Origin of the sequence: Mucilaginibacter sp. KACC 22063 (genome assembly GCF_028736115.1) — a bacterium.
Classification (GTDB): Bacteria; Bacteroidota; Bacteroidia; order Sphingobacteriales; family Sphingobacteriaceae; genus Mucilaginibacter.
In genome coordinates this window covers 3,194,002-3,208,379 of record NZ_CP117877.1, presented here as the reverse complement: position 1 = coordinate 3,208,379, position 14,378 = coordinate 3,194,002, and the positions used below count along the sequence as shown (strand labels likewise).

The 14,378-nt window shown below is 40.0% G+C and carries 9 protein-coding genes; 8 read left to right on the top strand and 1 reads right to left on the bottom strand.

Annotated elements, in window-relative coordinates; genetic code table 11:
• Positions 1-68: 68 nt before the first annotated feature.
• The gene (locus PQ461_RS13790) at positions 69-2,717 is read left to right on the top strand and encodes a glycoside hydrolase family 2 protein (protein ID WP_274206105.1); all 2,649 of its coding nucleotides are present in this window, start codon (positions 69-71) and stop codon (positions 2,715-2,717) included.
• Between the two features lie 25 nt (positions 2,718-2,742).
• Positions 2,743-4,167: a glycoside hydrolase family 125 protein gene (locus PQ461_RS13785; RefSeq protein ID WP_274304010.1), complete on the top strand. Its 1,425-nt coding sequence runs from the start codon at positions 2,743-2,745 to the stop codon at positions 4,165-4,167.
• Positions 4,168-4,178: 11 nt separating this feature from the next.
• Here PQ461_RS13785 and PQ461_RS13780 read toward each other — a convergent pair whose 3' ends face one another.
• Positions 4,179-4,958 carry an adenylate/guanylate cyclase domain-containing protein gene (locus tag PQ461_RS13780; protein ID WP_274206104.1) on the bottom strand — a complete coding sequence of 260 codons (780 nt, stop codon included), beginning with the start codon at positions 4,956-4,958 and terminating at the stop codon, positions 4,179-4,181.
• 281 nt (positions 4,959-5,239) lie between these two features.
• Here PQ461_RS13780 and PQ461_RS13775 point away from each other — a divergent pair, with 281 nt between their 5' ends.
• The 6 genes from PQ461_RS13775 (at position 5,240) to PQ461_RS13750 (ending at position 14,378) form a co-directional block, all read left to right on the top strand.
• On the top strand, positions 5,240-7,825 hold the full coding sequence (locus PQ461_RS13775) for an SLBB domain-containing protein (protein ID WP_443192771.1): 2,586 nt from the start codon (positions 5,240-5,242) through the stop codon (positions 7,823-7,825).
• Positions 7,826-7,833: 8 nt separating this feature from the next.
• Positions 7,834-8,811 carry an MraY family glycosyltransferase gene (locus PQ461_RS13770; protein WP_274206102.1) on the top strand — a complete coding sequence of 326 codons (978 nt, stop codon included), beginning with the start codon at positions 7,834-7,836 and terminating at the stop codon, positions 8,809-8,811.
• Positions 8,812-8,926: 115 nt separating this feature from the next.
• Positions 8,927-9,514, top strand: a complete 588-nt coding sequence (locus tag PQ461_RS13765) for a hypothetical protein (RefSeq protein WP_274206101.1) — start codon at positions 8,927-8,929, stop codon at positions 9,512-9,514.
• Positions 9,511-11,208, top strand: coding sequence for a capsule assembly Wzi family protein (locus PQ461_RS13760; protein ID WP_274206100.1), 1,698 nt, complete (start codon positions 9,511-9,513; stop codon positions 11,206-11,208). The genes PQ461_RS13765 and PQ461_RS13760 overlap by 4 nt, the downstream gene beginning before the upstream one ends.
• A gap of 4 nt (positions 11,209-11,212) precedes the next feature.
• The gene (locus PQ461_RS13755; protein WP_274206099.1) at positions 11,213-12,916 is read left to right on the top strand and encodes a capsule assembly Wzi family protein; all 1,704 of its coding nucleotides are present in this window, start codon (positions 11,213-11,215) and stop codon (positions 12,914-12,916) included.
• Positions 12,917-12,941: 25 nt separating this feature from the next.
• On the top strand, positions 12,942-14,378 hold the full coding sequence (locus PQ461_RS13750) for a flippase (protein ID WP_274206098.1): 1,437 nt from the start codon (positions 12,942-12,944) through the stop codon (positions 14,376-14,378).

The following is a 14,378-nucleotide window of genomic DNA, read 5'->3' as shown; positions in this document are numbered from 1 at the left end:
AACGAAAAATTATTAAAATCGCCGCGCGGTAATGCTCATCCGCCCGGCGATTTTTATATTTACAGCCTATGCAAACAAAATTACATCGCTCCCTCCTGATTGTTGCTGCGCTCTTTAGTTCTTATGTGTCAAAAGCCCAAAGCGAACATGAACTGAATACGCAATGGAAATGTTTAAAGGCTGATGCCGTTTCGTCCACAGGTACACAGATCAGTAAACCCGATTTCAATACCAATACCTGGATGCCGGCCACTGTTCCGGGAACAGTGCTGACCACTTTGTTGAATAACAAAAAAGTTCCGGATCCTTTTTACGGAATGAACAATGAGCATATTGCTGATATCTACAAAACTGGCAATGCCTACTATACTTATTGGTTCTTAAAAGATTTTGATGAAAAGAAACCCACTGCCGATGGGCAGGTGTTTCTGAACCTTCGGGGTGTTAACTATAGTTGCGATATTTATTTGAACGGCAAGAAAGTGACTGCTAAGCCGCATGAAGGCATGTTTCTGCGCCAATCGTACAACATTACCCCTTTCTTAAATGCAAACGGAAAAAACAGGCTGGCTATTTTAGTTAAACCAGCACCGGTTGCAGGTAACCCAAATGGTGGACAAGGCGGCGATGGTACCATCGCCCGTAATGTGGCACTGCAATATACCGCAGGCTGGGACTGGATTCAACCCATCCGCGACCGTAATACCGGTATATGGGATAAAGTAACCATTCAGGAAACAGGAGCTGTCCGCATATTAAATCCGCACATCATCACATTGGTTCCGGGTGTGCGCATGCCCGAAGGACCGCAGAAACCGGCTACGATAAAAGCTACTGCCGAACTGCAAAATGCAACTGCAAAAGCTATAAAAGGTACGTTAAAGTATATGGTAGATGGCCAGACTGTATCAAAGCAAGTTACGCTTGCGCCTTCTGCAATCACAAAGATCAATCTGCCCGATCTTACCCTTAATAATCCTAAACTTTGGTGGCCAAACGGATATGGTCCTCAAAACTTGTATCAAACTAAATTTCAGTTCCTGGTAAATGGCCAAGCTGTGTCTGACCAGAACAATGTAGAAGTTGGGGTAAGAGAGATACAAACCAGTTGGAATACTACTACACAAAGTAAACAGGTTGCAGTAAACGGGCAGAAGATATTTATCAAAGGCGGTAACTGGATTATTTCTGATGCTATGCTGCGTTTTAGTGATGCACGCTATGATGCAGAGGTACGTTACCATAAAGACATGAACCTTAACCTGATCAGGGTTTGGGGTGGCGCCTTAATCGAGCGCCCCGAGTTTTATGCTGCCTGCGATAAATATGGTATGCTGGTATTTCAGGACTTCTGGATGTCAGGCGATTGCAATGGCCGCTGGATTGACCCGATGAAAAAGGACGATCAGTGGACCCGTCGTAAATACCCGGACGATCATGGATTGTACCTGGCTTCTGCTGCAGATCAGGTTAAATTGGTGCGTAACCATGCCTCACTAGCTATGTGGTGCGCAGGTAACGAGATCCCTCCACCAGATGATATTTTATTACCATTACGTGATAGCATTATGCCTAAGCTTGATGGTACGCGCTGGTTTATTGAGTATTCAAACTCGAGCGAAATGTCGTACAATACAATGGGCGGTAACGGTGATGGCCCTTATGGTATACAGCCAATAGAAAGCTTCTGGAACAATCGCACTTATCCTTTCAACTCAGAAGTGGGATCAGTAGGGGTGGGTGATTACGAGTCGCTGGTAAGGTTTATATCCTCAAAAAACCTGATAGCACCTAAGTATACTTCAAAAGGCGAGGATGTTGATTCTATTTGGGACTACCACAAATACAAAGGGGTTGGTTATAATGAATTCCTGAAGCCATACGGCGACCCAGAGTCAGTAAAAGATTTTGCCATGAAAGCGCAATTGGTAAACTACGACCAGTACCGTGCATTGATGGAAGGTTTCAGCTCACACATGTGGGAATGGTATACTGGCAGTATTATCTGGAAAACACAAAACCCTTGGACAGCTATGCGTGGCCAGATGTATGATTATTACCTTGACCCCAATGCCTGCCTTTATGGTTTGCGCAAAGGCAGCCAGCCGCTGCACATTGCCTACAATCCGGTTGATGGCATGATCACTGGGATCAACAACACCTTTAAAACGGTACGTAACCTGATGCTGGTAGTAAAAACCTATGACATGGCTGGCAAGGATTCGGTATTAACGCAGGTGTTTATTTCAATCGGTCCATCATCAACCCAAAAGTTTTTAACGCTTAAAAAACAGATTGATGCGTTACGCCAAAAGCAAGGGTTGTTTTTGAACCTGGAATTGCTCAATACTAATAAGAAAGTGATGAGCAGTAACCTTTACTGGCTGCCTAATAACGATGGCGAATACTCCGGCCTGCAAAAAATGCATAAGGCGGCTTTAAATGTATCTGCTAAACAACTTTCTGCCGGAAAGGTGCAGGTGACTTTAAGTAACCCTGATAATGCACCTGTGGCATTTTTTAATCGCCTGGCATTAATAAACGCAGAAACTAAACAACGCATATTACCGGCTTTTGCAAGTGATAACTATTTGTCGGTATTGCCTGGAGAAACCAAAACTGTAACCATAGATTATCCGCAGTCGGGCAATCAGAATATGCTGTTAAATATCAAAGGCTGGAACGTTAACGATCAGAATATACAAATAAGTAAGTAACTCAAAACCAATTATAAATTTTATGATGCACAGACGTAAGTTTTTACAAAATACAGGCTTATTATCGGCTGGTGTGCTGTTATCAAAAACCGGGTTGGCCAGTATGGCAGATCCATACCCGGTGGTAAGGGTGCCTGCTGCTAAACGCCATTTCAGAAGCGAAGCCATAGAAAGCGCTATTAAGCAATTTAAAGCAGGCGTAAAGGATACTGAGCAAACCTGGCTATTTGAAAACTGCTTCCCCAATACTTTGGATACTACCGTTTTTCATGAAATGGTAAATGGTAAGCCGGATACTTATGTAATCACCGGCGATATTGATGCGATGTGGCTGCGCGATAGTTGTGCACAGGTATGGCCTTACATTACATTTGTAAAAAGCGATGCCAAACTGCGTGAATTGATTGCAGGTGTTATCAATCGCCAGACTACCTATGTTTTAAAAGATGCTTATGCCAATGCTTTTTATAAAGATGGTAGCAAAGTAAGCGAATGGAAGTCGGACCATACAGATATGAAACCTGGCGTACACGAGCGTAAATGGGAGATTGATTCGCTTTGCTATACCATTCGTTTAGCTTACGGTTATTGGAAACAAACCGGCGATACCCAACCATTTACCACAGAATGGAAAAGTGCCGTGGCTACTATCTTAAAAACGTTTAAAGAGCAGCAACGTAAAAACGGACCGGGCAGTTATCACTTCCAGCGCGAAACATCCAAACCTACCGATACCTTACCTGGTGACGGTTATGGTTTCCCTGTTAAGCCAAATGGTTTAATCTGTTCCATGTTCCGTCCAAGTGATGATGCTACCATATTCCCATTCCTGGTACCATCAAACTTCTTTGCGGTAGTGAGCCTTAAGCAAGCTTCAGAAATGGTGAAGACCATCAGTGGTGATCATCAGCTTGCTTCAGAATTATCGGCATTAGCTGGCGAAGTTGAAGCCGCTTTAAAACAACATGCCATCTATCATCATCCTAAGTTCGGGCAGATCTATGCTTTTGAAGTAGATGGATTTGGTAACCATAACCTGATGGACGATGCTAACATTCCAAGCTTGCTTGCCTTACCATATCTGGATGCGGTTAGCGTGAATGATCCGATATATCAAAATACGCGTAAGTTTGTGTTATCAGATTCAAACCCTTACTTCTACAAAGGTAAAGTGGCAGAAGGTATTGGTGGCCCCCACGTAGGCAAACCTGATATGGTTTGGCCATTGAGTATCATTGCCCGTGGCTTAACCAGTAATGACGATGCAGAGATCAAAATGTGTTTAGCCATGCTGAAACGTTCGCATGCAGATAAAGGCTTTATGCACGAATCGTTTAATAAAGATAATGCAGCAAACTTCAGCCGTAGCTGGTTTGCATGGGCCAATACTATTTACGGCGAGTTTTTGTGGGAAACGTTTAAACGCAAGCCACAGTTGTTTTCAGCATAATTAATATGATCTTAACCTGAAATAGCCAGCAGGTAATCAAAGTCGCTTCTTTGGTTGCTGATCGCAGCAAAATATGGTTTACCCGCCAGGCGGACTGTTTGTTTGAAAGATAACCCTTTCAAAGAGATAGTCCGCTTTTCATGTAACTGATCCTCTACTTCCAATAATGAGTAGGCCTCTTCAGAAACGATCATATCATTGTTCAGCTCTTTAGTTTGCGCCTGTAGCCTTGAAGCAATGTTTACAGGCAGGCCCATAACCGAAAGTTTGTTGTTTTCGTCCAGGCTGAAATTTCCTACCAATACCTTACCTGTATGCAGGCCGGTGCCAATATTTAGCGGATAGCCATACTGCGGAACTGCATAAACAATATTAAACCAGTTAATGGTTTCAAAAATCATTTTGGTAGCATTATAAGCATTGCCTACCGCTTCTTTAATGGCTGTGGTTAAACCAAACACGGCATATAAACTATCGCCTGCTGTTTCAACTACCTTGCCTTTAAAATTATCAATAATCTGGTTAAAAGCGGTAAATAATCTGCGCACAACATTGATGATCTCTGTTGAAGCCTGTGATTCCATTAAAGAGGTAAAATTGCGTATATCTAAAAACACAATGGCAAGTTCGCGCTCTTCGTCAGCATCCGTCAAAACCTTTACAGATTTAAAAATTTCAGGGCAGTCGGTATCTGTAGCTTTAAGTTCCTGGCAAAGTGAGCTGGCCAGGTTTGCATCGGGAACAGTACCCTGCTTTCCGGTGCTATATGTTGTGATAGAGTTGTTTTCCATGAGTAAGCCATTTCTTAGGTAGACGTAAAGCTCATAAAAACATTTTAGCACAACTATTATTTTTTTGACGATTGAATTTTGAATGACAGCAATAGTAGGCTTTTATGACATATTATTTTATAGTTACAAAATTTGCCAAGTATACTGCTGATTTTTAGTTTAAATAATTGCCTATATTCGCTGTTCAAAAAGATAAGGCTTTTTTAAACTTATTTTATTTAATAATGTTGTTGAAAAGTCTTTTCATATTGTATATTAAATAACGTTTGCCAAAGCGATACATGTTCTCAAATTTTACATCCCCAAAAAAAACCTCTAAGGTTTTACTGTTTTTTTTAGCTTTCTTTTTCTCGTATTCTCTATACGCGCAAAGTTCTCAGGATTTATCGAACGTCAGAGTTGATGAACTTTCTGATATACAGATCCGTCAGCTCATGCAAAAAGCAGCATCGGTAGGATATACAGATGTAAATCAAATTGCCCAAATGGCAACTGCTCAAGGATTGCCAGCTTCTGAAGCTCAAAAACTTACTCAAAGAATAGATAAGATTAAAAAAGACGATCAGAATAATTCAAACGGAAATAATAACGGTCAATATTCAAAAGGGAATAGTTCTTTTAACAATGGAAACGTTTCGGGGCGTACTTATAATGTAGATGGTTCTGATACTTCTAATTATAACCGACAAGATTCTACATATAACAAAAGAACACAAATGCGGGATGCTTTCGGCAACCTGATACCCAAGGTTTTTGGTGAAGATCTGTTTAGAAACACTAAGATCAGCTTTGAGCCAAACTTGCGCATGGCTACGCCTAAAAGTTATGTGATTGGCCCGGATGATGAATTGTTAATTGACCTTACCGGTGATAACGAAGCTAATTACAATTTAAAGGTTAATCCCGAAGGTACAGTGCGTTTGCAATATGTAGGTTTGATATCAGTTGGTGGTTTAACTATTGAACAAGCCGAATCAAAGATACGCTCGGCAATGTCTAAAACGTATCCGGGTTTGCGTACTGGCCGTACCAATGTAGCTATCAATATTGGCAACATTAGAAGTATAAAAATAACCATAGTCGGCGAAGCAAACAGGCCCGGTACTTATACCTTACCATCATTAGCAACTGTATTTAATGCCTTGTATGCCTCGGGTGGCCCAAACAAAAACGGCTCATTTAGAACAATTCAGGTAATCAGAAACAACAGGGTGGTGGCCAATGTGGATGTTTACGACTTTTTACTTAAAGGTTTCCAGCGTAATAATATCCGTTTACAAGATCAGGATGTAATTAATGTTCCTGTTTTTAAAACTCGTGTTGAAATGAGCGGCGAGGTTAAAAGGCCGGCATTATACGAGGTTCTTCCATCTGAAAGTTTTCAGGATGTTTTGGGGTTTGCAGGCGGCTTTACTACGGATGCCTACTCAGCTAATGTAAAGGTTTTACAAAACACCAGTCGCGAACGCCGTATCATTGATATTAATGCAGATAACTTTAATACCTATCACCCCGTAAATGGCGATAAATTTATTGTTGAACGTATCTTAGACAGGTTTGAGAACAGGGTTGAAATCAGCGGAGCTGTATTCAGACCCGGTCGTTACGAATTAGGAAAAGGCTTAACATTAAAAGGTTTGATTCAGAAAGCTGATGGCTTAAAAGAAGATGCTTTTTTAAACAGAGGATATATCTCAAGGCTTAATGTTGATAACAGCCTTTCATTACTATCTTTTGATGTTTCAAGGATTATGAATGGTTCTGACCCTGATATCTCTTTGCAAAGGGAAGATAAAGTGACCATTTCGTCAATTTTTGATTTGCGCGACGAATATAAAGTTCAAATTCAGGGAGAGGTAAGACAACCCGGAACATTTAAATATGCAGAGAACATGTCTCTTGAGGCATTGATACAAATGTCAGGCGGCTTTAAAGAAGGTGCCACGCCAAATCGTATCGAAATATCAAGAAGGTTACAAAGTAGCAATGCATTATCCCGTACATCTGCCACTGCTCAAATTTTTACGGTTAACATAGATAAGAACCTGCGATTGCTTGGTGAACCATTTATATTAAAGCCTTACGATATTGTATCGGTACATAGTGCAGAAGGATTTGAAACACAAAAGGTGGTAAGGATTGAGGGTGAAGTCCTGTATCCCGGAACATATGGTGTGCAAAGGAAAAACGAAAAGATCTCTGATATTATTAAACGTGCCGGCGGTTTAACGGCAATGGCATTTCCGGCCGGTGCTTCGTTAAGGCGCCCTGGCCCCGCCCCAGATACATCAAGCCGTGGAATGAATGCCAGTGACCGTAACAGGCGTTTAAGGCAGAACAGGGATGAAGATGAAAAGTTAATGAATCTTAAAAGGCTTCAATTTGCACAGGGAGTAACCGATACTTCTAATATTTCTAAAGATTCAATCATTTTAAAAAGTGATTTTGTGGGCATTGACCTGGTTAAGATCTTAAAGGATTCAACCTCAAGATTCAATTTGTTACTTGAAGATGGAGATGTAATTACTGTTCCCAAACAATTGCAAACCGTGCGTGTAACAGGCGAAGTGCTTAAACCGATAAATATCGTTTATCAGCCAGGTAAAACAATGGAGCAATATATAAATGAGTCTGGTGGTTTTACCTATAATGCAAGTAAAAGAGGTGCGTACGTAGTTTATGCCAATGGTTCAATAAAAGCCACTAAGAAATTCTTATTCTTTTATGATTATCCGGCAATTAAACCAGGTGCAGAAATTTTTGTTCCGAAACATCCGCCACGCGAAAAACTGGGTATACAAGGTATAGTGGGATTATCTACAGCTGTAGCATCCTTAGCCGCAATATTGGTTACTATATTAAGGTAGTTTATTGAATGAGAGCTTATTCACTTATTATTTGTTTGGTTGTTTTGGCAATATTAGAATTGATATATTTTAAAATTGCAGACCATTTTAACATTATTGATAAGCCTAATCACCGCAGTTCTCACAGTTCAATAACGATCAGGGGCGGAGGTATCATATTCGCGTTATCGTTATTGTTGCTTTATCCCTGCTTTCATGGGCTTCAGCATGTGTATTTTTTAGTTGGGTTATTTTTAATCAGTGCCATCAGTTTTATAGATGATATTAATCCGGTAAGTAACCGGTTAAGAATCATTGTTCATCTTATAGCAGTTGCTGCCATGTTTTATCAGCTTGACTTGTACCATTTGCCGGTATACTTAATCATGGCTGCGCTGATATTTGTGATAGGTACTATAAATGCCATAAATTTCATGGATGGCATTAACGGTATAACTGGTATATATGGGCTTGTCGCATTATCAACTTTGTATTATATCAACACAAAAGTTGGATTTATTGAACCGCAAATAATTGCTTTATCAATTCTGTCAGTACTGGTTTTTGGCTATTTTAACTTCAGGAAAAAAGCAAAATGTTTTGCTGGTGATGTAGGCAGCGTCAGTTTAGCATTTATTATACTCTTCCTGATTTTAAAACTGATTGTGGCCACCCAGGATTTAAAATATATTTTGATTCTTTTAGTGTATGGTCTTGATACATTCACTACAATAGTATTCAGGCTGATTAGAAAAGAAAATATATTTGAGGCGCACCGCAGTCATTTTTACCAGTATTGGGCTAATGAAAAAAAGAAACCACACATTTTGGTCGCTGCTTTATATGGCCTATCGCAACTGATCATAAATATTGCCTTAATTTACCTTAATGTTCAATCAATATTTACTTTAGTTTTGATATTGATTGGGTGTATACTTGCGTTCATTTTAATCAGATTGCTTACTGAAGGATATAAGCATCTATTAGGAAATGTTAATTTAACATAATAATCAGTTACTTGTAACTGATTGTATCATATCTATGAAAAACAAGGCTTATACAATTGCAACCCTCCTATTTTTTATGTTGGGGATTTGCTGTAATATTTCGTGCAAAAAGGAAGTGAAATCTCAAACCGTTGTTTATAGCAATGATTTTGAAACTTCTGATCTGAAAAATATTACAAATGGTGTGATAGAAATTTTCCATGGCACCCATGTATTAGGACGATATAACAATGGCAGTTTTGTGTTAAATGTTCCCAACCTGCCTAAACACGATTTAATTAAAGTTTCTTTCGATTTATACATACATGACAGTTGGGACGGAAGCCAGTCATTTGCCGACAATTTACTTGGGCCGGATATGTGGCAAATGATTGCAGACGGAAAAACTTATATCAATACAACTTTCTCCAATTCAATTTGCCAGCCCGGTAACATTTGTCCTTCTCAAGCTTACCCGGGCAATTACCCAAGCAACAATAACCCGCGCACAGGTGCCGAAAATGTTAATCTTCCGGGTGCCTGTCTTAACGCAAGCGACCCAAGAGGCACATCATTATACCATATAACAAAAACAATTGATCATACAAGCTCCTCTTTTTCATTGATCTGCCTGGATCACTTGATAGATAAAAATGTAGCTGACCCAAAATGTAGCGAAAGCTGGTCGGTAGATAATATAACTATTTCCACTATTGCCCTATGAGACACTATAAAAGTATTGTCAGTTTATTACTTTTTGCTTTTGTAGCTTTTAAGGCAAAATCTCAGTCACTACCGGTAGGTACGCAGGTTCTTGACGATTATTACAGACGGGCCCAGTTATCGGGCTTAGTAGATTCTACTGTTTCATTTACCGTGAGGCCATTAAATCCGTCAGCCTTGGGTTTGAAAAACGTATACCGCCCCGATGTAGAGGAGAAAGGGTATAAGCCATTTGATATTTCGGGGGGTGACAACGCTACCAGTAAATTTAAATACACCCTTCTACCTGTAACACTGCAAACACAATATAATACAGATCATCCTTATGGCTGGAATGACGGTGCGATGATACCGGCAAAAGGGTTTCAGGCTTTGTTAAGTGCAGGCTTATATGCAGAATATGGTCCACTTACCATACAGTTGCAACCAGAGTTTGTTACTGCAGCTAATAATAGCTTTGACACATTTAACAAAAATATCTATCCAATTATTGCCGGATGGTATTATGATTTTTATAATAACATTGACCTTCCGGCACGATTTGGTACAAATTCTTACACCCGGGTATTCTGGGGGCAAAGCAGTATCCGCCTTAATTATAAATCATTTTCATTTGGTTTGTCAACCGAGAATTTATGGTGGGGGCCGGGGTTAAGAAACTCGCTGCTGATGAGCAATGATGCACCCGGATTTAAGCATCTTACCTTAAACACCATCAAGCCTGTAAAAACGCCGATCGGTTCATTTGAAGGGCAGTTAATAGCGGGCAGGCTTGAAAACTCTGGGTATTCGCCGTTAACGCCTAACTGGGAGTTATTTAGTACGCCACTATACGTTCCAAAACCTAATGACTGGAGATACTTATCTGGTATAGTGGTTAGCTGGCAGCCTAAGTGGGTTCCGGGCCTGTTTTTGGGCTTTACGAGCAGCTCTCAGATGTATGGTAAAAGTTTAAGTAAGTTTGGTGACTATCTGCCTTTCTTCTCTCAAAACAAAAGTAATTTAGGAGATCAGGAAGTAGGCCCGGTAAGAGACACCAGGAGTTCGATCTTTGGCCGATGGTTATGGAAAGAAGAAAACGCAGAGTTCTACTTTGAATACGGCCATAATAACAATACCAACGATTTTGCTAACAGCCTTTTAGAACCACAGGATGCAAGGGCTTATATCGTAGGTTTAAGAAAACTGGTTAAGTTCAACAAACCGCAGAACGAAGGTATTTTGATAAGTGTTGAAGCAACTCAACTTGCCGAAACTTCTGTAAAAAAAGTGCAAGATGCCAATAGCTGGTATGTAAATAAATATGTAAGACAGGGCTATACCAATCTCGGTCAATCTTTAGGTGCCGGTATCGGGCCCGGAGGCAACTTACAATCTGTGGATGTAAGCTGGGTTAAAGGCTTAAAAAGCTTAGGGTTACAAATTGAACGTTACGTTCATAACGATGATTTTTATTATTATGCCTTTATCAGAAGTAACGATTGGAGACGCCATTGGGTGGATTTAAGCGCGGCTTTAACGGGTACATGGAATTACAGGAACTTAATATTCAGAGCCAAACTGCAATACATTCATTCTTTGGATTATCAGTGGTATTTGGATCCTTCTAAAGAAATTGTTGGGCAATCATATTATATTAACGGAGCAACTGCTAATAATATTCAAATGCAGGCTGGTATAACTTACAGATTTTAAAAGCATGAAAAGAATTACTATATACGCATTTATAGCTTTTTGCTTTTCTGTTAATCTGGCAAAAGCACAAACAATACCTGTGGGTACCCCTGTGTTGGACGATTATTATCGCAGGCTTCAATTATCCGGAGGCATAGACTCCAATATATCATTTGCTATACGCCCCATCTATCCATCTGTTAAAAACATACGTCATGATGCTTTTAACCCAGATTCGGCAGATAACGAAAAATGGACTTCTACTGGGCCGTTTTACTTTGCCAAGGGGGCTGGTAAAGTTCAGATTTTGCCACTCTTATGGCAGCAGCAATTTAACTCTAATCACCCATACGGTTGGAACGACGGATTAATGATCCCCGCCAAGGGCTATCAAACGATGATCAGTGGTGGTGTGTTTTTTAAATATGGCCCGTTAACTATCCAATTGAGGCCTGAATATGTTTATGCTGCTAATCCGGCTTTCACAGGTTTTGCATCTGGGCATGGTGATGCTGATTTAACAGCTTATTATAATTATCACAATCTAATAGACAATCCAGAAAGATTTGGAAACGGATCTTATACCAAAGCTTCGTTAGGGCAAAGCAGTATCCGTTTAACTTTCGGGCCAATTTCGTTTGGTTTATCAAATGAAAATTTGTGGTGGGGGCCAGGTATCAGAAACAGTTTAATTTTAAGTAATAATGCCCCCGGATTTAAGCATGTGACAATTAATACCGTTAGGCCCGTGAATACGCCAATTGGTTCATTTGAAGTGCAGGTAATTGGCGCAAAGCTTGAAAACACGGATCTGCCGCCACTTGCAGTTACTACAACTTCAACAGGTGCCAATTTATACAGAACAAGAAGAGATGACTGGAGATATTACTCGGGCTTTAATATCAATTATCATCCTAAATGGGTTCCGGGTTTATTTTTGGGGTTAACCAGGGCATTTGATGCTTACCAAAAAGATATTAAAGGCTTTAATGCATATGTACCGTTCTTTACTCCTTATGCTAAATCAAGCATTAATCCTGATGGTTCGCAAGGCGATGCTTTCGACCGTGATCAGGTAACTTCTCTCTATGCGCGCTGGTTGTTTACCAAAGCAAAAGCAGAAGTTTATTTTGAATATGGATTGAACGATAATTCATATAATATGAATGATTTTCTGGGCGCACCTGAACATTCCAGAGCATACATTTTTGGAATGAGAAAGTTAGTTGCGTTGAATAATAAACCAGGTGAAGGAATATTATTTAGTGGCGAGATCACACAACTATCGCAGTCTATAGACCGCACGGTTCGTCAGGCAAGTGGCTGGTATATTCATAGTGGTGTAAGGCAGGGCATGACTAATGAAGGCCAGGTTATTGGAGCGGGTACAGGCTCTGGTGGTAATCTGCAATCTGTGGATATCAGCTGGGTAAGGGGGCTGAAAAAGTTGGGTTTATTATTTGAAAGATATGAGCATGATGTTGACTTTCAACAGGCTTTTCTTCCGGATGTAAGCAACTACAGCCGCAAATGGGTTGATTTTGGTGTAGGGTTGCAAGGCGACTGGAATTACAAAAACCTTTTGTTTAATGCCAAGCTGGAAGGTATACAGTCATTAAACTATGAGTGGATATTAAAGAATTATAATCCGGCCTCAAGCAATTATTATATTCCTAATAACAGCGTTTTCAACGTTCATATGGAGCTTGGGGTTATGTACCGGTTTTAATGCAATTTAACGTCAATACTAATGTATGGTAAAGAATTACTTTTATAATTTACTGCTTACATTAGCTAATTTACTTTTTCCGATACTGAGTTTTCCTTATGTGTCGCGGGTCTTAGGGCCCGATGGTATTGGTAAGGCGCAGTTTGCGTTCTCGTTTGCCCAATACTTTTCGTTGATAGCGGCATTAGGCATACCTATTTATGGCATTAAAGAAATTGCAAAGTACCGCGACAATGCCGAGGCGAGATCAAAGGTTTTTTCAGAGTTAATCATCATTTATTTTTTAACAAGTGTATCACTGTCAATTATATACTTGCTCGTCATTTATAATGTACCTTATTTCGCAAAAAACCGTAATCTGCATCTTGCGGCAGGCTCATTAGTCATCTTAAGCTTTTGCTTTATTGAGTGGCTTTACAGCGGAATGGAGCAGTTTAAATCCATTGCGTTGCGGTCTGTCCTGTTTAAATGTATCAACCTCATATTGCTTTATACACTTGTTAAAACAAGAGCTGATTATCCAATATACCTGTATCTGATGATGTTTGCGTTTTTGGGTAACAACGTGCTTAGCCTGTTGCTGGTAAAGGATAAGGTAAGGCTTACCTTTAAGGGCCTTGATCTTCGTAAACATATTGTACCCTTACTGTACATTTTAGGTACTACACTTGCCGCCGGTATGTATACTGATATGGATACGGTGCTGCTTGGTTTCCTTTCCGACACTAAAACAGTAGGGCTTTATACGGCTGCTGTTAAGTTAAGTAAAATTGCTATACCGCTTGTTACATCAATGGGCGTTATTTTAATTCCTAAAGCAGGTAAAGACTTTGCAGATAACAACACAGCAGGCATACAGCAAACGCTTAATCAAACATTCAGGTTCCTTGTGTTTTTAGGTGTTCCTATTGCTTTTGGCTTAATGCTGTTAGCGCCATATTTTATAACGCTATTTTCGGGAAAGGAATTTTTGCCCGCCACTTTCGCTATGCGGCTGCTTTCGCCGTTACCATTGATTATTGGCTTTGCACACCTGTTGCTTTACATGATCCTTGTTCCTTCAGGCCATAACCGCGAAATGTTTTTGTGCGTTTTAGGTGGGCTGGTCACAAGCTTAGTGCTTAACCTATTACTGGTGCCAACTTACAAAGAAGTGGGATCGTCAGTTGCCAATGTTTGTTCTGAAATTGTAGTTACCTCTTTGTATTTTTACGTGATAAGTAAGTATGCCAGGTTTAAATACCAATGGGTATTGTTGATCGAAGCTATATTCAGCGCCTGTCTGTTCATTCCTGTAGTATGGGCTTTTCAGCAATTGTCACTACCGTTGCTTTTGATGCTGCTTCTGTCAGTTGCCGGTTGTGCTGCTGCTTATGTATTGGTACAGTTGTTACTGTTTAAAAACAATTTCGTGTCTGACATTATCAATTTCATAAAGTCGAGATTTACTAAAGTTGCTTAA